Origin of the sequence: Novosphingobium sp. PhB55 (assembly GCF_004368805.1) — a bacterium.
Classification (GTDB): Bacteria; Pseudomonadota; Alphaproteobacteria; order Sphingomonadales; family Sphingomonadaceae; genus Novosphingobium.
Genome location: NZ_SODQ01000006.1, coordinates 113,573 through 134,762, shown reverse-complemented (window position 1 = coordinate 134,762; position 21,190 = coordinate 113,573). Strand labels below are relative to the sequence as shown.

Genomic DNA, 21,190 nt, shown 5'->3' with positions numbered 1-21,190 from the left:
GGAGAGCGGCGCATGGCCGGATTGCCGTTACGCGGACTGATCGTGGGCATGGCGAACGACCAGTCTCTGGCTTGGGGCTGCGCCGAGGCGCTGCGCGCGGACGGTGCGGAGCTGGCCGTGACCTTCCAGGGCGACAAGGCGCGGTCCCATGTCGAGCCGCTGGCACAGGCCCTTGGCGCGCCCATCTTCCTGCCGCTCGACGTGACCGCGCCGGAGCAGATGGAGGCGCTATTCACCGAGATCGCCGCCCGCTGGGGACGGCTGGACTTCCTGCTCCACTCGGTGGCCTTCGCGCCCAAGCAGGACCTGCACGGCCGGGTCGTGGACAGCTCGGTGGAGGGCTTCACCAAGGCCATGGACGTGTCCTGCCACTCGCTGATCCGGCTTGCGCGCTTTGCCGAACCGCTCATGGCCGAAGGCGGCTCGATCCTGACGATGAGCTTCTACGGTTCGGAGAAAGTCGTGCCGGGCTACGGCCTGATGGGGCCGGTAAAGGCGGCACTGGAGGCCAGCGTGCGCTACCTGGCCGACGAACTGGGGCCGACCGGCATTCGCGTCAATGCGCTGTCGACCGGGCCTGTCCGCACCCGTGCCGCGTCCGGCCTGTCGCATCTGGACGAACTGATCCGGCTGGCGGCGGAAAAGGCGCCGCTCCACCAGTTGGTGACGATCGAGCAGGTCGGCCACATGGCGGCCTTTCTGCTCGGCCCGAAGGCCCGTTTCGTGACGGGCCAGACGATCTACGTCGACAGCGGCTACAACAGCGTAAGCGGTTAGGCGGCCTTTCGAGGATGCCGCCGCGGAACCGAAGCGGTGAAATTCGCGCGTCGTGAAATATCGCCAGGGTTCCGAATGCGCCGCGGTCGCGGCGCATTCGGTAGAAACGCCTATGTATCTGTTGACGTTTTGAACAGACGGGCGCAGCTTCCTGTCTGACGGGTTCAAGGTTCGGATAAGTCGCCGATTTCATTCTCTTGGGCCCGGTATTTAAGATCTTCGCAGTCATTTCTACAGAGCAGTTGTCCCCGCGCGTCGCGAGGAATTGGTCGGGAGAACGTCATGGGCTGGATTATCGCATTGATCGTTGGCGGCATCGCCGGCTGGCTTGCCAGCCTGGTCATGAACCGCGATGCCTCGATGGGCATCTTCTGGAATATCGTTGTGGGCTGCGTGGGCTCGGTGATCGGCAACCTCATCGCCAACCAGTTCGGCATTGGCGGATCGGTGAAGGAATTCTCGATCGTGGGCCTCCTGGTCGCTTTCCTGGGGGCGGTGGTCCTTCTGGCAATAGTGAACCTGGTCCAGCGCGGCCGCGTGCGCTGATCGAATGCCGACCTGCTTCGGAGCAGGTCGGCACCGGTCCAGGCGGCGCGAACTCATCTGCTACAGGGATTTCGATGCGACTATTGAAGGTGCCGGTGCTTTGCGCATCGGCGGTCTGTTGGATGGCCCTGGCGGCGGCACCCGCTCATGCGCAGGGCGCGAAAGCGACGTCCCCGCCTGAATTCGCGCGGCGCATGGAGCACCTCAAGCCCGGCGAATGGGTCTGGGCGCCTGACGTTTCGCCAACCGGGCCGATCATGGTCTACGTGGACCTCTCAAGGCAGATCGGCATCGTCTACCGCAACGGCGTGCGGATCGCCGCGACCACGGTCTCCAGCGGCAAGGCGGGCCATGCCACGCCCACGGGCGTGTTCACGATCCTCCAGAAGGACGCGAAGCACCGGTCCAGCACTTACAACAACGCACCGATGCCCTATCAGCAGCGCCTGACCTGGGACGGTGTTGCGCTCCATGCCGGGGGACTTCCGGGCTATCCCGAAAGCCATGGCTGCGTGCACATGCCCTATGGCTTCGCGAAGGAGCTTTTCGCCATCACCAGGCTGGGCGTGACGGTCGTGGTGGAAGGCGATGCCGAGAAGCACGTCCGCACCAGCGACAACAGCCTGCTCGTCCCCTTCGACGACAAGGGCCGGCCGGTCGACCGCACTCCGCTGTCCGGCGGGGAGCAATATCGCTGGCGCCCGCAACTCGCGCCCAGCGGGCCGCTGTCGATCATCGTCTCCAAACTGGACCAGCGGGTGGTCGTGCTGCGCAACGGCATCGAGATCGGCCGCAGCGTGGCCGAAGTGAACGACGACGATCCCGGCTCCCACGTCATCACGATGATCCTGCGGGACGGCAAGCCGCGCTGGGTCTATGTCGGCCTGCCCGGCCACGGCGATGACGAAGGGCGCGAAGTGGACGAGGCGATCGTCAATCGCCTGCGCCTGCCGCGCCCCTTCTACGAGAAGGTCAAGGCGCAGCTCGCGCCGGGCACGACGATCCTGGTCACCAATTCGCGCGTGGCCGAAGGACCGCCCGAGCACCTGACGGTGATCGACGCGGTCATGCCCAAGCCCTGAACCTTACTGGTCTCGCTCCACGCCTCGGGATGGGGTGTGCATGCACCGGGCTGACCGGAGCGGCGCAGTCTGCCGAACCCGGCTCTTCCGGTTGTGCGGACCGATTGCAGTGGTAATCTGAAAATTGTCCTGATGACAGGAGGACTTCCTTGAAAGTTGCGGTCTTCAGCACGCGTCCCTACGATCGCGAATTCCTTGACAAGGCCAATGACGAGGCCGGTGCCGGTCACACGTTGTTCTATCTGGAGCCGCGCCTGAATTCGCACACCGCCCATCTGGCGCGGGGCCATGACTGTATCTGCGCTTTCGTGAACGACCAGCTTGGGCGCGAGGAACTGGAAATCCTGGTCGCCGGCGGAACGCGCATGATCGCGCTGCGCAGTGCCGGGTTCAACAATGTCGATCTCGACGCCGCCCGCGAACTGGGCCTGCGCATAGGCCGCGTTCCCGCCTATTCGCCCGACGCCATCGCCGAGCACGCCGCGGCGCTGATCCTTTCGCTCAACCGCAAGATCCACAAGGCCTATGCCCGCGTGCGCGAGGGCAACTTCGCCCTCGAAGGCCTGCTCGGTTTCGATCTCAGGGGCAAAGTGGCCGGCGTGATCGGCACCGGCAAGATCGGCATCAACCTGGCCCGCATCCTCAAGGGCTTCGGCTGCGAGGTGCTGGCCAGCGATCCTTTCGAAACCCCGGAACTCACCGCCATCGGCGGCCGCTATGTTCCGCTGGACGAACTGCTGGCCCGCTGCGACGTGATCAGCCTCCATTGCCCGCTGACGCCGGACACCCATCACCTGATCGGCCGGGAGGCGATCGGCCGGATGAAGCGCGGGGTCATGCTCATCAACACCAGCCGGGGCGCAGTGATGGATGCCCGCGCGGTGATCGCCGGGCTGAAGAGCGGGCAGGTCGGCTATGTCGGGCTGGACGTCTACGAGGAAGAGGAGGACCTGTTCTTCGAGAACCTGTCCGACCAGGTGATCCGCGACGACGTGTTCGTGCGGCTGATGACGTTTCCCAACGTGCTCATCACCGGCCATCAGGGCTTCTTCACGCGCGAGGCGATGACCGCCATCGCCGGCACCACGATCGACAATATCAGCACGTTCGAGCGCAGCGGCGCGCCGCGCCATCCCGTGCCGCCCGAGCCGGACCTCGTGCCGCAGGAGCCGCTGGCCGCCGGGCAGGGGGACTAGCCCCGCCGATGGCCGCGCTGGCGCTCGTTCCGATCCTGGCGCTCGTGTTCCTGATGACGGGGCTGCGCTGGTCGGCGGCGGCGGCCGGTACGGCCTCGGCCGTGATCGCGGCGATCGTCTCGGTCGCGGCCTTCCAGTTCGGAGACACGCCCGCCGATCTTGCCGGGCCCGTGCTGGAGGCGGGCTTCACGGCAGCGACGATCCTGTGGATCGTGTTTCCCGCGCTCTCCATCCACGAATACCAGATGCGGACCGGCGCCACCGGGGTGATCGGGGAGTGGTTGTCGTCGATCTCGTCCGATCCGGCGGCCACGGCGCTGCTGGTGGGCTATTTCTTCGCGATGTTCCTGGAAGGCGCCTCGGGCTTCGGCACGCCGGTGGCCATCGTCGCGCCGATGCTGGTCGCGCTGGGCGTGGCGCCGGAGCGGGCGCTGCTGGTCGCCCTGATCGGCCATGTCGTGGGCGTTTCCTTCGGGGCGGTGGGCGCGCCGATGGTGCCGCTGGTGGAGGCCGGGCCGGTCGACGAGCGGCGGCTATCGCTGGCCATCCTGCTGCTTCATGCCTGCATCGGCTGGAGCTTGGCGCTCATCGTCGTGAGGCTCGGCAGTGTGACGCTGCGGCACGGCGGCGCCGCTTCGTGGCAGGTGGCGGCAATGGCGGCGGCCTGCTTCTTCCCGGCGGCCGCCTTGATCGCGGGGCTGGCGGGACCGGAACTGCCGACGCTGGGCGGTGCGCTGCTGGGCGGGGCCCTGTTCATCGTCTGGCTGCGCCGCGGAGCGCCGCCGACAGCGCGGGCGCAAGGGCCGGAGACGAAAGCCCTGCTGCGTGCCGGATTGCCCTATCTTCTGCTGGTCGCGCTCATCCTTGCCAGCCGCCTGATCGATCCGCTGCGCACGGCCCTGCGGTCCTATCATGTCGAGTGGACCTACCGGCAGGGCTTCGGAGACCAGATGCTGCCGTTCTACCACCCCGGCACGATGCTCTTGCTGGCCTTCCTGCTGACGGCGCTGATCAACGGCTTTCGCCCGCGCCTCGTCGCCGGGTCGATGCTCGCCGCGCTCCGCCGCCTGCCGCAAGTGGCGATTGCGCTCGTCTCCGTGCTGACCCTGGCGCGCTTCATGGTTCACGGCGGGCTGATCGATGCGCTGGCCGTTGGGGCGACCGGCCTGTTCGGTCAGGCCTGGCCGCTCGCCGTGCCCCTGGTGGGGGCGCTGGGGTCGTTCGTGACGGGATCGGGAACGGCCTCCAACATCATCTTCGCGAACTTCCAGGTGGCCGCGGCCGATGCCGTGACCCTGCCGCACTGGCTCGCGCTGGCGGGGCAGAGCCTCGGTTCGGCTATCGGCAACATCATGGCGCCGCACAACATCGTGGCGGGCACGGCGACGGTCGGGCTGGTCGGGCACGAGGGGAGGGCACTCGCCCGCACGGCGCCGATCTGCCTTGCCTATGCGCTGGCGGGCGGGGTGATCGTGCTGATCGTGCGCTGGGCCTTGGGCCTGCTCACCTAGAATTGTTCGGGGAATTTCAGTCATGTTGCAGTGATATCTTGGTATGCTGCAGTCATGTCATTTGCTGATATCTTGGTTAATTCAGTAATTCTTCACCGATATCGCCTGAGACGATGTTGAGTATTATGTCTTGCGGGTGTAATAATCCCGGCTGATAGCGAGCGCGACATGATCACGAACCTCTCTTCCTCCGGCATTGCCACGCGGGCTTCCCGCCGCAGCAGGGCGGCAGGCCGGGGTTGGGAGCAGCGACGTGATCGTCCCAGAGATGCGGGAGGGCTGCGGCCTTCCCCCCAGGCGTGCAACGGCGGGTCCTGACCTACCTTTGCCACTTCCGCCTCCTGTCCACATGTCCACCGAGAGCGACAGGAGGCGGAAAAACGCCCGGCCCGGCATCTCGTTCGATCGGCGCCGCGAACTTCGCGGGTCACGATTTTTCAAACGAACTCTCATCACTTTCCCCCCGATCGATGATCGGAATTTTGCGTGAGTCGGCAGGCGTGCGGCGCTTGATCGTGGCTGCATATCTGGCAAGCTGCAGGCGGTGCCGAAGGGCGCCGGGAGAGTGGCCTTGCCGGGTTTCAGGCCTGGTTGGAGACGACAAGGGTATTCAGGATCGGTCTGGAGCGGGCGCGCCCGTGGCCAGTCGATAGCGCGCCGGATGATGCGGCGCGGACAGTTCCAAACCGTTCGATGACAGGACGGAATCGACAGACCCGACCGGAAGGAGAATGACATGGACGCGAAGACCAGCGGCTGCCCGATGCACGGCGAGCCGGTAAGATCGCTGCTTGGCCGCACCAACCGTGACTGGTGGCCCAACCAGCTTTCCCTCGACATCCTCAGCACCAGTAGCGCCAGCGCCAATCCGCTCGGCGACGACTTCGACTATGCCGCCGCCTTCAAGTCGCTCGACTATGCGGCGCTCAAGGCAGACCTCACCGCGCTGATGACCGACAGCCAGCCCTGGTGGCCGGCGGATTACGGGCACTACGGACCCTTCTTCATCCGCATGGCCTGGCACAGCGCGGGCACTTATCGCACCGGCGACGGGCGCGGCGGCGCCTCTTCCGGCAACCAGCGCTTCGCCCCGCTCAATTCCTGGCCGGACAATGCCAATCTCGACAAGGCGCGGCGTTTGCTCTGGCCAATCAAGCAGAAGTACGGGGCCAAGCTGTCCTGGGCGGACCTGCTGATCCTCACCGGCAATGTCGCCATCGAATCGATGGGCGGCCCGACTTTCGGCTTCGGCGGCGGGCGAGAGGACATCTTCGAGCCTGAAAAGGACGTCTACTGGGGCACCGAGGAAGAATGGGTGGGCCAGGGCGCCGAGACACGCATCCAGCCCGAAAAGGAGATGGCGCTCGAAAACCCGTTGGCCGCGATCCAGATGGGCCTCATCTACGTCAATCCCGAAGGTCCCGGCGGCGATCCCGACCCGGTCGGCTCGGCTCGCGACATCCGGGAGACGTTCGCGCGCATGGGCATGAACGACGAGGAAACCGCCGCCCTCACGGCGGGCGGCCATACTTTCGGCAAATGCCATGGCGCCGGGGATGCGGCGAAGGTGGGCGCCGAACCGGAAGGCGCGGACATCGCGCAGCAGGGCCTTGGCTGGCAGAGCGGACACGAAAGCGGCTTCGGCGATCACACGATCACGTCGGGTCTCGAAGGCTCGTGGACGCCTACGCCGATCCAGTGGGACATGAGCTTCCTGCACATGCTGCTGGATTACGAATACGAACTCGTGCGCAGCCCTGCCGGCGCGCAGCAATGGCAGCCTGTCGCCCAGAAGCCCGAGGACATGGCGCCCGGCGCACATAGCCCCGAACGCCGTGTGCCGACGATGATGACCACGGCCGACATGGCCTTCAAGGTCGACCCCGAATATCGCAGGATCCTGGAAGGCTTCCGTGCCGACCCGAACCACTTCGCGGATGCTTTCGCGCGCGCCTGGTTCAAGCTCTGCCACCGCGACATGGGCCCCAAGGCGCGTTACCTCGGGCCGGAAGTTCCGGCGGAAGACCTGCTCTGGCAGGATCCGATCCCTGCCGCCGACCATGCCGCGATCGAGACGGGGGACGTGGCCGCGCTCAAGCAGAAGATCCTCGCTTCGGGCCTGACCGTGGGCGAACTGGTCTCCACCGCCTGGGCTTCGGCGTCGACATATCGCGGGTCGGACCACCGCGGCGGCGCCAATGGCGGCCGTATCCGCCTTGCCCCGCAGAAGGATTGGGAGGTCAACGAACCCGAGAAGCTCGCGAAAGTCCTCAAGGTCTACGAAGGCGTCAAGGCTGAATTCGACGGTTCGGCCGGAGGCAGGAAAGTAAGCGTGGCCGACCTCGTCGTGCTGGGCGGCAACGCCGCGATCGAGAAGGCCGCGGCCGATGCGGGAACGCCCGTGGAAGTGCCGTTCCTGCCCGGTCGCACCGATGCCACGCAGGAGCAGACCGATGTGGAAGGCTTCGCGGTGCTGGAACCCCGCGTCGACGGCTTCCGCAATTACCTGCAGGTGGCCTTTACCGTTCCGACCGAGGAACTGCTGATCGACCGGGCGCAGCTCCTTGGCCTCAGCGCGCCGGAAATGACGGTTCTGGTCGGCGGCCTGCGGGTGCTGGGCGCCAACCACGGCGGCTCGAAGGACGGGGTCTTCACCGATCGCGAAGGGCAGCTCACCAACGACTTCTTCGTCGGCCTGCTGGATATGGGCACGGCGTGGAAGCAGGTGGACGACCAAGCCGACGAGACGTTCGTCGGTACTGACCGCGCCAGCAACACGCAGAAGTGGACGGCAACGCGGACGGACCTGGTGTTCGGCTCCAACTCCCAGCTCCGCGCGCTCAGCGAAGTCTATGCCTGCGCCGATGCAGGACCGAAGTTCCTCAAGGACTTCGTCTCGGCCTGGACCAAGGTGATGAACGCGGATCGGTTCGATCTGGCCGGAAAGGCGTAAGATAGCGGAGCCCCCGCGACGGCGGGGGCCCCGCTGCCTTCTGCGAGCGAACCCGCTGCCTTCTGCGAGCGAATTTGCCCCCTCGGGCGGATTTGGCGAACAGGCGGGAAGCCATATAAAGATATCTTTATATTTGCGTCGCGAAAGCTGACGGGGTAGGGACCATGCATTCGAGACGCCGGGCTTTGCCGTTCGGCGTCTCCACGCAACGTCCAACGTACCAGGAGCTTCCCGTGGCCACTGCCCAGATCGCCCACGACTACGCCATTACCGATATCTCGCTTGCCGATTTCGGCCGCACCGAGATCAACATCGCCGAAACCGAAATGCCGGGCCTGATGGCGCTGCGCGAGGAATTCGGCGCTTCGCAGCCGCTCAAGGGCGCGCGCATCACCGGCTCGCTGCATATGACGATCCAGACCGCCGTGCTGATCGAGACGCTGGTCGCGCTCGGTGCCGACGTGCGCTGGGCCACCTGCAACATCTTTTCGACCCAGGACCACGCTGCCGCCGCCATCGCTGCTGCCGGTATCCCGGTCTACGCGATCAAGGGTGAATCGCTGGCCGATTACTGGGACTACGTCGGCAAGATCTTCGACTGGTCGACCGAAGAGAACCCTGACCTCACTGCCAACCTCATCCTCGACGATGGCGGCGATGCCACCATGTTCGCGCTCTGGGGCGCCCGCGTCGAAGCCGGTGAGCCGCTGTTCGAGCCCACCAACGCCGAAGAAATCGAATTCGTCCGCGCGCTGAACGCCTTCCTCAAGGCGAAGCCGGGCTACCTGACCGCTTCGGTCAAGGCCATCAAGGGCGTTTCGGAAGAAACCACCACCGGCGTTCACCGCCTTTACCACCTCGCCAAGGACGGCAAGCTGCCGTTCCCCGCGATCAACGTGAACGATTCGGTCACCAAGTCGAAGTTCGACAACCTCTATGGCTGCAAGGAATCGCTGGTTGACGCGATCCGTCGCGCCACCGACGTGATGCTGGCCGGCAAGGTCGCTTGCGTCGCCGGCTTCGGCGACGTCGGCAAGGGTTCGGCCGCTTCGCTCCGCAACGGCGGCGCCCGCGTGATGGTCACCGAAATCGACCCGATCTGCGCCCTTCAGGCCGCCATGGAAGGCTATGAAGTCGTCACCATGGAAGACGCTGTGAAGCGCTGTGACATCTTCGTCACCGCCACCGGCAACGAAGCCGTCATCACCGGCGAGCACATGGAAGCGATGCGCGACAAGGCGATCGTCTGCAATATCGGCCACTTCGACAGCGAGATCCAGATCTCGGCGCTCGACAACTACGACTGGAAGGAAGTCAAGCCGGGCACCGACCTGGTCACTTTCCCGGACGGCAAGCAGATCATCGTGCTCGCCAAGGGCCGCCTGGTGAACCTGGGCTGCGCCACCGGCCACCCCAGCTTCGTCATGTCGTCGAGCTTCACCAACCAGACGCTCGCGCAGATCGAACTCTTCGTCAAAAACGACGAGTACAAGAACGAAGTCTATGTGCTGCCCAAGCACCTCGACGAGAAGGTCGCCGCGCTGCACCTCGAAAAGCTGGGCGTGAAGCTCACCAAGCTGTCGAAGAAGCAGGCCGACTACATCGGCGTGCCGGAAGCCGGTCCGTTCAAGCCGGACCACTACCGTTATTGATGCTTTCGGTAGGGAATGCCCATTTGGGCATTCCCTATGCGGCACCGGCCCACGCCCCCACCCGACCTCCCATCAGGATACGCTAATGGGAGGTCGGGTGGGGGCGTGGGCCGGTGCCGCAAGCCTTCGACGGATGTCGAAGGCGTACTAAACACAGACGTTCTCCCCATTGTCTTTGCGAGCCGGGACAAGCATAGCCGTTGGTGAATGGACCAGGATCGCCTCGTACCCCTCCTGATCGGTCTCCTGCTCGCTGCCTGGATGCTGGCGGCGGCCTGGGCCGTGCTTACGGCGCGCAGCCGACAGAAGCGGGCTGAAAACCAGCTTCGCTCCGCGCGGCGCCTTGGCCGCATGGTCGAGGAATCGCCCGCATCTCCGCTGCTTGTCCGCTCCGACGGGCGAATCGAAGCCAGTCCGCGCCTGGCGCAGTGGCTGGGGCTGGACGAAGTGCCGCAGTTCCTGTCCGAACTCGACACGGGCGAGCGGGGCTTGCCGGCAGAGAAGCTGGAAGAGCTGACCGAGGCCGTACGCCGCACCCAGAAGACCGCGACGCCCTTTCGCATGGTGCTGACCCCGCGCGGGTCCACCCGGTCGCTGGCGCTGCGGGGGCATCTGGCCGACCCGCAAGTCTCGCCCGGCGGCGCCGCGCTGGTCTGGGTCTTCGACTTTTCCGACAGCGAGACCGAACTCACCCGCCTGCGCGACGAAGCTTCGCGGGCGAGGGGGGATTTCACCGCGCTGGTCTCGCTGATCGAGGCGGCGCCGATGCCGATGTGGTTCCGCCGTCCGGACGGCGAACTGCAACTGGTCAATTCGGCTTATGTCGCCGCGGTCGGCGGCGACAGCGCGCAAGGCGTCGTGGCCAGCGGGACCGAACTGGTCGAGAACGTCGATGGCCTCACCCCGGCGCAAGTCGCGCGCGTCGCGGCCGACAAGGGCTCGCCGATCCAGCGCATCGTCTCGACCACGATCAACGGCCAGCGCCGCGCGATGCGCGTCAGCGACCTGCCCCTGGGCGAGGACGGGGTCGCGGGATACGCGGTCGATATCGAGGATCTTGAGGAAATGTCGCGCTCGTTCCGCGCTTTCCGCGAGGCGCAGCGCGGGTTGCTCGATCAGCTTTCGGCAGGCGTGGCCCAGTTCGACGCCAAGAAACGCCTGACGTTCGCCAACCAGCCGTTCCAACGTCTGTTCAAGCTCTCGGCGCAGGCCATGCAGGATCTTCCTGCCTTCGAGCGCCTGCTCGATGCTGCGCGCGATGCCGGGCGCGTGCCCGAAGCGCGCGATTTCCCCGCATGGCGCCGTGAGAAAGCCGCCTGGTTCGCCAGCGGCGAGGCCAGCGAGGAAGCCTGGACCCTGGCGGACGGCACGCATCTGCGCATCGTCGCCCAGCCGGTGCCCGATGGCGGGCTGATGCTGATCGCCGAGGACCGCACCGAGCAGCTGCGTCTGTCGGCCGTGCGCGATACCCTGCTGCGCACCCGCACGGCCACGTTCGACAGTCTGTTCGAATCGATTGCGGTCTTCGCGCCGGACGGGCGCATGCAGATCTGGAACCGCCGCTTCGCCGCCGACTGGGGGCTCGACAGCGACTTTCTCGACACCCATCCGCATATGCAGGACCTGCTCAAGAAGATCGCGCCGCGCCTCAAGCGGCCGGCCGAAGCGGAGACGGTGGGCAGCGTCATGCGCACCGCCACGCTGGACCGGGCGCAGAAGGGCGGCCGCATCGCTCTGGCCGACGGGCGCATGCTGGAGTTCGCGGGCGTGCCGCTGCCCGATGGCAACGGGCTGCTGGCCGTGCTCGACATTACCGATTCGCAGAAGGCCGAGGCCGCGCTGCGCGAGAGCAATGCGGCGCTGATCGAGGCGGATACGATCAAGACCCGGTTCCTTGCCAAGATGAGCTACGAACTGCGCACGCCGCTCACCTCGATCGGCGGTTTTGCCGAACTGCTGGAGGCGGGCGTCGGCGGCGAACTTTCGGACAGCGGGCGCGAATATATCGAGGCGATCCTCACTTCCGTGGAAGCGCTGGGCGATCATATCGACAGCCTGCTGGACCTTTCGCAGGGCGAAGCGGGGCTGCTGCCGCTGAAGAAGGAAGAGATCGACCCGATGCCCTTCATCCGCTCCGTGGTGGAGGAGCGCGCGTCGCGGCTCCAGAAGGCAGGGCTAGTGCTGGATCTTCAGGCGAGCGGCCTGCTGCGGCCGATTTCCGGCGATCGCAAGCGGCTTGCGCGGGCCGTCGGCCATCTCGTCGACAATGCCATTGCCGCCTCCCGGCAGGGCCAGCGCATCCTGGTGCAGCTCGGCCGCCGCAAGTCGGGTGACGGGGAATGGCTCCAGATCCTGGTTCAGGACCAGGGAGCGGGGATGGACAGCCGCAGCGTGGCCCTGGCGCTTGACGGCATGAAGGCCAGCGCCGACGGCAAGTCGGTGGAGCGCAGCCAGGGCCTTGGCCTGCCGCTCGCGCGCCAACTGGTCGAGGCGCATGGCGGCGCGCTGCGCCTCGCTTCGGAGCCCTGCCAAGGTACCAGCGCGCTGGTGGAGCTTCCGTGAAGATTGCATTGCCCGACCTTGCCGCGATGGAACGCTTCGGCCGCGCCATTGCCGACCGGCTGCGCCCCGATGACGTCGTCGCCCTCACCGGCGGTCTCGGTGCGGGCAAGACAACGCTCGCCCGCGCCATCATCGCCGCCCTCGGGCACGAAGGCGAAGTGCCGTCGCCGAGCTTCGCCATCATCGAGGTCTACGATCCGCCGCAGGGCGACGTATCTCCTGCAGGCCAGCCCGATTCCGGCCGTCCGGGCGTGCGCCTGCCGCTGGTCCATGCCGACTTCTACCGGCTCCAGGATCCGTCCGAGGCCGATGAGATCGGGTTGGACGACTATCGGCAGGGCGCCGTGCTGCTCGCCGAGTGGCCCGATCATGCGGGCGGCTTCGCCCATGAGCCGGCCTGTCTCTCGATCACGCTGGAAGTTGCGGGCGACGGGCGGACCGCCATTGTCGAGCCGGGGCCCGATTGGCGGGATCGCCTTGGGTTCTGATTTTATCGGAACAGCGATCACCGTTGTTTGTTTGTCGCATTTTCCGAGTCGTCAGGTGTTTCCACCCGACTTGAAAATGCTCTAGGGCGAATCCCGAAATGAGCACGAACCCAGCGAACCTTCCCGAGGACCTCGAACCCTTCCTGGCCGACGCCGGATGGGCAGGCGCCGCCGTCGAACCGCTTGCCGGGGACGCTTCGTTCCGGCGCTATTTCCGCGTTACCCGCGCGGATGGCGAAACGGCGATGCTGATGGATGCGCCGCCGCCCAACGAGGATCCCACGCCGTTCCTGCGCGCCGCGCGCTGGCTCGATGCCAATGGGTTGCGCGCGCCGCGCATCCTGGCGGACTGGGCGGAACGCGGGCTCGTGCTGATCGAGGACTTCGGCCACGCACGGATGCGCGACTATCTCGACCAGTGGCAGGACGACGAAGTGGCCGTCTACCGGGGCGCCGTGGACGTGCTGGCGCAGCTCCGCCAGCTGCCGCCGGGGCCTTTCCTCGACTATTCGATGAGCGAGTATCAGCGCGAGGTGCGCCTGTTCATCGACTGGTACTGCACGGCGCAGAACCTCTACGTCGATTCCGCGGGCTTCACCGCCGCCTGGGAAGCGGTGATGGGTGAACTGCTGCCTCGCCAGCGCCCGGGCGTGACCGTGCTGCGCGATTACCACGCCGAAAACATCATGCTGCTCGGCGCGCTGGAAAAGCAGGGCCTGCTCGATTTCCAGGACGCGCTGATCGGCCATCCCGCCTACGATCTGGTCTCGCTGCTGCAGGACGCGCGCCGCAATGTCTCGCCCGAACTGGAGGCCGAGATGTTCGACCATTACATCCAGGCCACCGATGCCGATCCCGAGACGTTCCTGGCGGACTATGCCCGCCTCGGTGCGCAGCGGAACACCAAGATCATCGGCATTTTCGTGCGTCTCTGGCGGCGTGACGGCAAGTCGCGTTATCTGGAACTGATCCCCCGCGTCTGGGCGATGCTCGAACGCGACCTGGCGCATCCGGCACTGGAGCCGGTCGCGCGCTGGTTCGATGCCAATATCCCCGCCCATTTGCGCGACGCCAATGGCGGGAGCTACGCGGCATGAACGAAGTGAAGCTGGCCAGCGATACGGCCATGGTGCTCTCTGCCGGCCTCGGCAAGCGGATGCGGCCGCTGACCGCCACCCAGCCCAAGCCGCTGGTGCGCGTCGCCGGCAAGTCGCTGATCGACCATGCGCTCGACAAACTCGATGCGGCCGGGGTCGAGAAGGCGGTGGTCAATGTCCATTACCTTGCCGACGCGCTGGAAGGCCACTTCAAGGCCCGCCACAAGGGGCCGCAGGTCACCGTGTCGGACGAGCGCGAACGTCTGCTGGAAACCGGCGGCGGCATGGTCAAGGCTGCGCCGCTGCTGCCCGAGACGTTCTTCTGCCTCAACAGCGACAATATCTGGCTCGACGGACCGGAAGACGTGTTCCACGAACTTTCGCGGGCCTGGAACCCGGAAATCATGGATGCACTGCTCTTGCTGGTCTCGCATCCGCGCGCGGTGAATTATCGGGGCGAGGGCGACTTTCACCTCGATCCCGCAGGGCGCATCGCCCGCCGCAAGCAGGGCCGCATCGCGCCCTTCATCTATTCGGGCATCCAGATCGTGTCGAAGCGCCTCCTGCGCGATGCGCCGGAAGGACCGTTCTCGACCAACGTGCTGTGGAACCGCGCCATCGAGGAAGGGCGCCTCTACGGCATTTCCCATACCGGCCTCTGGTTCGAAGTGGGCGAGCCGACCGCGATCAGGCCCACCGAGGAATGGCTGACCCGTGCCTGACAGGGCGGGGCCCGACAAGAGAGGGCCACGCGTATTCTCGATTGCTGCTCACCGCGGCTTCGCAGACGCCCTGGTGGCGGGATTGGTGCCGCGTTACTCCGAAGGTGAACTCGGCCTGGCGCGGCTGACGCTGCTGCTGCCAAGCCGCCGCACGGTCCGCACGGTGACCGAGGCTTTCGTGCGCTTTTCCGGCACGACCGACAAGCCGGGCCTGCTGCTGCCGCGCATGGTGGTGGTGGGCGATCTCGATCTGGACGAGACGCTGGGGCCCTTGCTCGATCCGCTGGGTGCCTCGGACATCCCGCCCGCGGCTGATCCGACCCGGCGCTGGCTCCGCATCGCTCACTTCCTGCGCGAGGTCGAGGGCGCCGAGGCCGGAAAGGGCGCCGCCCTGCTGCGCCGCGCCTGGGAACTGGGGCGCACGATGGACCGCCTGCTGGTGGAAGGCATCGCTCCGATAGACCTGATGAGCGAGCGGGTGATCGGCATCGTCGGCGATCTGGCCGGCCACTGGACCGACAATACGCGCACATTCCTGAAAGTGCAGCAGCACTGGATCGCGGAACTGGCCGAGCGCGGCGAGATCGACGCGCCGGAGCGCCGCAACCTCCTGTTCGAGCACGCCGCCCGCGAATGGCAGGCCTCGCCGCCGGCCTATCCCATCGTAGCGGCCGGTGTGACCAGTGCCTCACCTTCGCTGGCAAGATTGCTGCGCGTGGTCAGCGAATTGCCCGGCGGCAGCGTGGTCCTGCCCGATTTCGATCTTTCCCTGCCGCCGGAAGTCTGGGACGAACTCGGCACGGCGGGGCGTCCCGACAGTCCGGACGATCCGCCGTTCGGCCGGGGCGATGCCGTCACCCATCCGCAATATCACCTCAAGCTGCTGCTTAATCGCATGGGCATTTCGCGCGAGGAAGTAGCGCATTGGCACCGTTCGGGGCTGGGCGCCTCGCCGGCCGAGCGCAGCACCGTGATTTCCAACTTGTTCCTGCCCCCCCGCGCATCGGCGGCCTGGGTCGCGCTTGGTCCCGAGAAGCGACGGCTGGCCGGGGTGCGGCTGATGGAAAGCACTCATCCCGAGCAGGAAGCCCAGGCCATCGCGGTGCTGGTGCGCCAGGCGCTGGAAGTCCCGGAACGCCGCGTGGCGCTGATTACGCCCGACCGCGGGCTTGCGGGGCGGGTCGTCGCCCATCTCACCCGCTGGGGCATCGAGGCGGACGACACTGCAGGACGCCCGCTCGCGCAGACCGCCTCTGGCCGCCTGCTGCTGCTGCTGGCCGAAGTGATGGCGGAGCAGGCCGCGCCCGTGCCGCTGATCGCCCTGCTGGTCCATCCGCTGGCAGGGGGCGGCGAAGGCCGTGCCCGCTGGCTGGAGAATGCCCGCCGACTGGACCTGGCACTGCGCGGGCCGCGCCCCGGGGCCGGTCTTGCCGCCCTGGCCGAATTGGCGGTGCAGGAGAAGCTGGAAGGCTGGTGGGGCGAGGTCGAGGCGATGCTCGCGCCGCTCTTCGCGCTGAGCGAAGGCGATCCGCTGGACTTCATGTTGGGAAGGCTTGCCGACGCGGCCGAGGCGATGTGCGGCGAAGCGATCTGGGGCGGTCCCGACGGCCGGGCACTGAGCGCCCTGGTCGAGGAACTGCGCGCGGCGGCCGGTTCGGCGGGAACGCTGTTCGATCCGCGCGAACTTCACGCCATGCTGCGCGATGCGATGGACCGTGTCTCGGTGCGCCCGCCCTGGGGCGGCCATCCGCGCGTGGCGATCTACGGCCTGCTGGAAGCGCGGATGAGCCGCGCCGACCTGGTCATTTGCGGCGGGCTGGTGGAAGGCGTCTGGCCAGCTTCCCCCTCGCAGGACGCCCTGTTGCCGCCTGCCGTGCTGCGCGCGCTCGGCGTGCCGGGGGCCGATTTCCGCATCGGCCTTGCCGCGCACGATCTGGCCGCCGCGCTGGGAGCGCCGGACGTGGTGCTGAGCTGGGCCCTGCGCGATGCCGGGGGGCCGGTGATCCCCTCGCGCTTCGTGCTGCGGGTCAAGGCGCTGCTCGGCGAGCAGGGCGAGCGTCATATCGAGGCCGAGGCGCTGCGCCTGGCGCGCATGCTGGACGATGCCGCGCCGGTGCCGCCGCACCCACGGCCGCAGCCCATGCCGGCGCCCGAGCAGCGCCGCGTGGACCTGGCGGTCACCGGGCTGGACCGCCTGCGGGGCGATCCCTACGAGTTCTACGCCAATGCGATCCTGCGCCTCCGCAAGCTCGACGCGCTCGATGCCGAACCGAGCGCGGCGTGGAAGGGCGAAGTGGCGCACAAGATCCTGGAGGACTGGCACAAGGCGGGTGAGCCGGTCGACGGGCTGCACACGATTGCCCAGTCCGTGCTGACCGAGAAGAACGCCCATCCGCTGATGCGCGCGCTGTGGTGGCCGCGTCTCTCGGCCGCGCTCGACACCTTTCGCGACCTCGTGCTGCGGCACAAGACCGAGGGGCGGCGTGTGGTGGCGAGCGAGGCCTGGGGCGACATGCGCCACCGCGACATCCGTATCCACGGCCGCGCCGACCGCATCGACCGCCAGGCTGACGGGACGCTGGCCGTGGTCGACTACAAGACGGGCTCGCCGCCCACTCCGCGGCGAGTGGAGGAAGGTTTCGCGCTGCAGCTTGGCCTGATCGCGCTGATCGCCGAAGCCGGCGGCTTCAAGGACATGCAGGGCCGCGAGATCGAAGGCGAGGCGGGGGGCTTCGAATACTGGTCGATGGCCAAGGACAAGAACCAGTTCGGCTACGCCGCCACCCCGCTCAAGGTCGGCAAGCGCCGCTCCGGGATCGAACCGGACGATTTCCTGCCGGAAACCGAGCGCTACCTGAACGATGCACTGGACCGCTGGATCCTCGGCAACGAGCCTTTCACCGCGCGTCTCAACCCCGAACTCGGGTCCTATGCCGATTACGACCAGCTGATGCGTCTCGATGAATGGATCACCTCGCTCGGCAGCCGTGAACGCGCGCAGGGCAGTGCCACGGAGGAGGGGGCATGAGCGGTCCTGCCGCCGTCCATCCGCTGCACGGCAACCAGATGCTGGCGGTCAATCCGCGCGATACCGTCTGGCTTTCGGCCTCGGCGGGCACGGGCAAGACGCAAGTGCTGTCTTCCCGCGTGCTGCGCCTCCTGCTGCAGGAGGGGGTGGAGCCGTCCCAGGTATTGTGCCTTACGTTCACCAAGGCCGGCGCCACCGAAATGGCCGCGCGCATCAACGGCACCCTGGCCGAATGGGTGCGGCTGGAAGATACCCAGCTGTTCCAGCGGCTCGACGCGATCGGCGCGCCGACCGATCCGGACACGCGCGCCCGTGCGCGCACGCTGTTCACCGCGGTGCTCGACAGTCCGGGCGGGGGGCTTCGGATCGACACCATCCACGCCTTCTCGCAGTGGCTGCTGGCGACGTTCCCGCTGGAGGCGGAGCTGGTGCCGGGCGCCCGGCCGATGGAGGACCGCGAGCGCGCCCTGCTGGCACGGCAGGTCCTGGCCGATCTGCTGGTCGCGGCGGAGAACGATCCTTTCGACGGTGCGCCGCTGCTGGAAGCCATCGCCCAGCTCTCGCTGCGGCACGGGCCGGATTCGGTCGTCGAGTTCCTGTTGCGCTGCGCCGGTGCGCGCGAGGCCTGGTTCGGCCCGGGATCGTGGCAGGCGGGCGACATCCGCGGCCATGTCCTGCGCCTGCTCGGCCTGCCTGCTGACGCCGGGGACGACCTGCTCGCGGAAATGTGTGCGGACGATGGCTTCGATGTGCGCTCGCTGCGCCGGTGCTGCGAAGTTCTGGCCGATTGGAACACCGCCACCGCCCACAAGGCAACCGACGTGCTGGTGCCCTGGCTCACCCAGTCTCCGGCGCGCCGGGCGGAGGGTATCGACGATGTCCATGCCGCGCTGTTCACCAAGGACGATTCGGTTCGCAGCCTCAACCACTTGTCCAAGCGCGATCCCGACTATGAGGGTTATGCCTTGCGCGTCGGTGAGGGCCTTGCCCGCATTCGCGAGGTCAAGGCGCTGCTCGGCCTGGCCGAGCGGCTCGTGCCGGCATTGCGGCTCGGCCGGGCTTTCGCACTTGCCTGGGACGAGGCCAAGCAGCGCGAAGGCCTGATCGACTTCGACGACCAGATCCGCCGCGCCGCCGATCTTCTGCGCGGTCAGGCTTCGGCGGACTGGATCCGCTACAAGCTGGATCGCCGTTTCGATCACATCCTGGTCGATGAGGCGCAGGACACCAATGCCGCGCAGTGGGACATCGTCTTCGCCATGGCGGAGGAGTTCTGGGCCGGGCTGGGCCAGCACGAGCGTCAACATGCCGTGGAACATGGGGATCGACACGGGCAGCCCCCCTTGCTGCGCACCCTGTTCGTCGTGGGCGATTACAAGCAGGCGATCTTCCGGTTCCAGGGCACCAGCCCCGAGAACTTCCGCCGCGCGGCCGACCGCGTGCGGGGCAAGATGCGCGAAGCGGCTGAAAATGCCGATATGCTGCGCAGCAACCTGTCCGCGCGGCCGCTGGTGGAACTCGGGCTGGACCGCAGCTTCCGCACGGCGCAGCGCGTGCTCGACTTCGTGGACGAGGCCATTGCCGGCATCGGCCATGCCAGCTTCGGCCTCGATCGTCCGGCCGAGCCCCATGTCGGGCAGGAGCGTCCGGGCTATGTCGCCTTGTGGCAGTCTGTGTCGGAGCAGATCGGCGAAGACGACGACGCGCCGCTGGCAGATGACGAGGGCGCGGAGGAGCACGACGGGCAGCAGCCCAACTGGCTCTCCCGCCCGGACCGGCAGATGGCGGAACGCATCGCGCAGCAGGTCCGCGAATGGCTCGATCCCTCGGGGCCGGGCTTCACGCTGAACAAGGGCAAGCCGCGCCGTGCGGGTGCGGGCGACGTGATGGTGTTGGTGCGCCAGCGCAAGGAACTTGCGGGGCTCATCGTTGCGCGGCTTCACGCGGCCGGCGTGCCGGTGGCCGGTGTCGACCGTCTGCGCCTGGGTGCGCCGCTGGCCGTGAAGGACCTGATTGCGGCGCTGCGTTTCGCGGTGCAGCCGCTTGACGATCTCAACCTCGCCGCGCTGCTGGTATCCCCGCTGGTCGGTTGGAGCCAGGAGCAATTGCTGCGCCACGCCTATCGCGACCGGCACAGGCATCTCTGGGAACACTTGCGCGCCGGTTCCGGTCCCGAGATCGCGGCGGTGCTGCAGCAACTCGGCGATCTGCTGGCCCTGGCCGACTTCGCGCCGCCGCAGGCCATGTTGCACTGGCTGCTCGTCGGGCCGTGGCAGGGGCGGCGCAAGCTGGTCGCCCGGCTCGGCAGCGAGGCCAACGATCCCATCGACGAACTCGTCAATGCCGCCCAGGCCTACGTCGCCACCGATACGCCCAGCCTCGCCGGGTTCCTGGCCTGGTTCGATGCCGGCGACGGAGAACTGAAGCGCGAGGCCGATGCCGCCTCGGGCCTGGTGCGCGTGATGACCGTCCACGGCTCGAAGGGCCTGCAGGCGCCCATCGTCATCCTGGCCGACGCGACCGGCAACCCCGAAGCTGCGCGCGAACGCGGTTTCGACCTGGCCGATCCGCGCGACGAGCGGCGCAAGGTGCCGCTGCCGCCCCTGTCGAAGGACGAGAAGGTCGGCCGTATCGCCGCCCGGATCGCGGAGAACCGCGAGGGCGACGAGCAGGAGCATTGGCGCCTGCTCTACGTCGCCATGACCCGCGCCGAGGAGGCGTTGTTCATCGGCGGCGCGCTGGGGCGGCGCGACAAGGACGGCCCGGCCGACAAGAGCTGGTACGCCCGGCTGCGTGCCCTGTTCCCCGCCGAGGCGGACGTCGAGGACGCGATCTGGGGCACGCGGTGCGAGAACGGGCAGCCGCCGGCGCCGCTCCCGGCGGAAGTTCGCGCGGTCGAACTGCCCTTGCGCGAACCTCTGCCGCGCTGGCTGGAGCGCGCGCCACCTGCGGAGCCGCGCCCGCCCCGTCCGCTGGCGCCGTCTTCGCTGGGCGAGGACGACGCACCCGATCCGCCGTTCCCGCCGGGGGCCGGGCGCGATGCCTTGCGGCGTGGCACTCTGGTGCACAAGCTGCTCGAACGCCTGCCGCAAGTTGCTGCCGACTTGCGCGAGGAAGCGGGCTGGCAATGGCTCGCGCGCAACGCTGCCGATTTGCCCGAAGACGCCCGCGAGGCCATGTTGGCCAGCGCCATGGCGGTGCTCGGCAATGCCGAGTGGGCCGAGATATTCGGCCCGGCCAGTCTTGCTGAAGTCCCGGTGGCCGCCGTGGTCGGCGGGCAGGTGGTGGCGGGCACGATCGATCGTCTGGTGGTCGAGCCAGACCGCGTCCGGCTGGTCGACTACAAGACCGCGCGCCGCCCGCCCGAAAGTCTGGAACAAGTGCCGCGCGGGGTGCTGCGCCAGATGGGCGCCTATGCTGCCGCGCTGGAAGTGGCCTTCCCGGGAAAGCGCGTGGAAGTGGCCTTGCTCTACACCGCCGTGCCGCGGCTGATCGCGGTTCCCGCGGACATTCTGGCCGCTCACAAGCCGGACTTTTCCCCGCCGCAGTAAACCTATGGCCGTGCAAGCGTTGCCT

The 21,190-nt window shown here is 67.4% G+C and carries 13 protein-coding genes; all 13 read left to right on the top strand.

Features of this window, described 5'->3' with window-relative positions:
- The first annotated feature begins 12 nt into the window (after positions 1-12).
- On the top strand, positions 13-777 hold the full coding sequence (gene fabI, locus EDF57_RS15935) for an enoyl-ACP reductase FabI (RefSeq protein ID WP_134094994.1): 765 nt from the start codon (positions 13-15) through the stop codon (positions 775-777).
- A 282-nt stretch (positions 778-1,059) separates the two neighbouring features.
- The gene (locus tag EDF57_RS15930) at positions 1,060-1,323 is read left to right on the top strand and encodes a GlsB/YeaQ/YmgE family stress response membrane protein (protein ID WP_132262080.1); all 264 of its coding nucleotides are present in this window, start codon (positions 1,060-1,062) and stop codon (positions 1,321-1,323) included.
- 74 nt (positions 1,324-1,397) lie between these two features.
- Positions 1,398-2,405: a L,D-transpeptidase family protein gene (locus tag EDF57_RS15925; protein ID WP_134094993.1), complete on the top strand. Its 1,008-nt coding sequence runs from the start codon at positions 1,398-1,400 to the stop codon at positions 2,403-2,405.
- Between the two features lie 149 nt (positions 2,406-2,554).
- Positions 2,555-3,601: a 2-hydroxyacid dehydrogenase gene (locus EDF57_RS15920; RefSeq protein WP_134094992.1), complete on the top strand. Its 1,047-nt coding sequence runs from the start codon at positions 2,555-2,557 to the stop codon at positions 3,599-3,601.
- 8 nt (positions 3,602-3,609) lie between these two features.
- A complete protein-coding gene (locus tag EDF57_RS15915) occupies positions 3,610-5,112 on the top strand; it encodes an L-lactate permease (RefSeq protein WP_132262085.1) in 1,503 nt (500 codons plus the stop codon).
- 736 nt (positions 5,113-5,848) lie between these two features.
- Positions 5,849-8,065 (top strand): catalase/peroxidase HPI, encoded by a 2,217-nt coding sequence (gene katG, locus EDF57_RS15910; RefSeq protein ID WP_134094991.1) that lies wholly within the window; start codon positions 5,849-5,851, stop codon positions 8,063-8,065.
- A 233-nt stretch (positions 8,066-8,298) separates the two neighbouring features.
- On the top strand, positions 8,299-9,717 hold the full coding sequence (gene ahcY, locus EDF57_RS15905) for an adenosylhomocysteinase (protein WP_207912788.1): 1,419 nt from the start codon (positions 8,299-8,301) through the stop codon (positions 9,715-9,717).
- A 207-nt stretch (positions 9,718-9,924) separates the two neighbouring features.
- Positions 9,925-12,279 carry a PAS domain-containing sensor histidine kinase gene (locus tag EDF57_RS15900; protein ID WP_134094990.1) on the top strand — a complete coding sequence of 785 codons (2,355 nt, stop codon included), beginning with the start codon at positions 9,925-9,927 and terminating at the stop codon, positions 12,277-12,279.
- On the top strand, positions 12,276-12,767 hold the full coding sequence (locus EDF57_RS15895) for a tRNA (adenosine(37)-N6)-threonylcarbamoyltransferase complex ATPase subunit type 1 TsaE (protein ID WP_132262091.1): 492 nt from the start codon (positions 12,276-12,278) through the stop codon (positions 12,765-12,767). The genes EDF57_RS15900 and EDF57_RS15895 overlap by 4 nt, the downstream gene beginning before the upstream one ends.
- Before the next feature lie 98 nt (positions 12,768-12,865).
- Positions 12,866-13,864 (top strand): phosphotransferase, encoded by a 999-nt coding sequence (locus EDF57_RS15890; protein ID WP_134094989.1) that lies wholly within the window; start codon positions 12,866-12,868, stop codon positions 13,862-13,864.
- Positions 13,861-14,586 (top strand): nucleotidyltransferase family protein, encoded by a 726-nt coding sequence (locus EDF57_RS15885; protein WP_134094988.1) that lies wholly within the window; start codon positions 13,861-13,863, stop codon positions 14,584-14,586. Before EDF57_RS15890 ends, EDF57_RS15885 begins: the two co-directional genes overlap by 4 nt.
- Before the next feature lie 70 nt (positions 14,587-14,656).
- Positions 14,657-17,614, top strand: a complete 2,958-nt coding sequence (locus EDF57_RS15880; RefSeq protein WP_243841123.1) for a PD-(D/E)XK nuclease family protein — start codon at positions 14,657-14,659, stop codon at positions 17,612-17,614.
- Complete coding sequence (gene addA / locus EDF57_RS15875) at positions 17,611-21,165, top strand: double-strand break repair helicase AddA (RefSeq protein WP_134094986.1); 3,555 nt, start codon at positions 17,611-17,613, stop codon at positions 21,163-21,165. Before EDF57_RS15880 ends, addA begins: the two co-directional genes overlap by 4 nt.
- The last annotated feature ends 25 nt before the right edge of the window (positions 21,166-21,190 follow it).

Coding starts and splice junctions, on each gene's coding strand:
- EDF57_RS15930 (WP_132262080.1), top strand. CDS start 1,060: ATGGGCTGGATTATCGCATTGATCGTTGGCGGCATCGCCGGCTGGCTT.
- katG (WP_134094991.1), top strand. CDS start 5,849: ATGGACGCGAAGACCAGCGGCTGCCCGATGCACGGCGAGCCGGTAAGA.
- addA (WP_134094986.1), top strand. CDS start 17,611: ATGAGCGGTCCTGCCGCCGTCCATCCGCTGCACGGCAACCAGATGCTG.
- EDF57_RS15885 (WP_134094988.1), top strand. CDS start 13,861: ATGAACGAAGTGAAGCTGGCCAGCGATACGGCCATGGTGCTCTCTGCC.
- EDF57_RS15900 (WP_134094990.1), top strand. CDS start 9,925: ATGGACCAGGATCGCCTCGTACCCCTCCTGATCGGTCTCCTGCTCGCT.
- EDF57_RS15925 (WP_134094993.1), top strand. CDS start 1,398: ATGCGACTATTGAAGGTGCCGGTGCTTTGCGCATCGGCGGTCTGTTGG.
- EDF57_RS15915 (WP_132262085.1), top strand. CDS start 3,610: ATGGCCGCGCTGGCGCTCGTTCCGATCCTGGCGCTCGTGTTCCTGATG.
- EDF57_RS15890 (WP_134094989.1), top strand. CDS start 12,866: ATGAGCACGAACCCAGCGAACCTTCCCGAGGACCTCGAACCCTTCCTG.
- fabI (WP_134094994.1), top strand. CDS start 13: ATGGCCGGATTGCCGTTACGCGGACTGATCGTGGGCATGGCGAACGAC.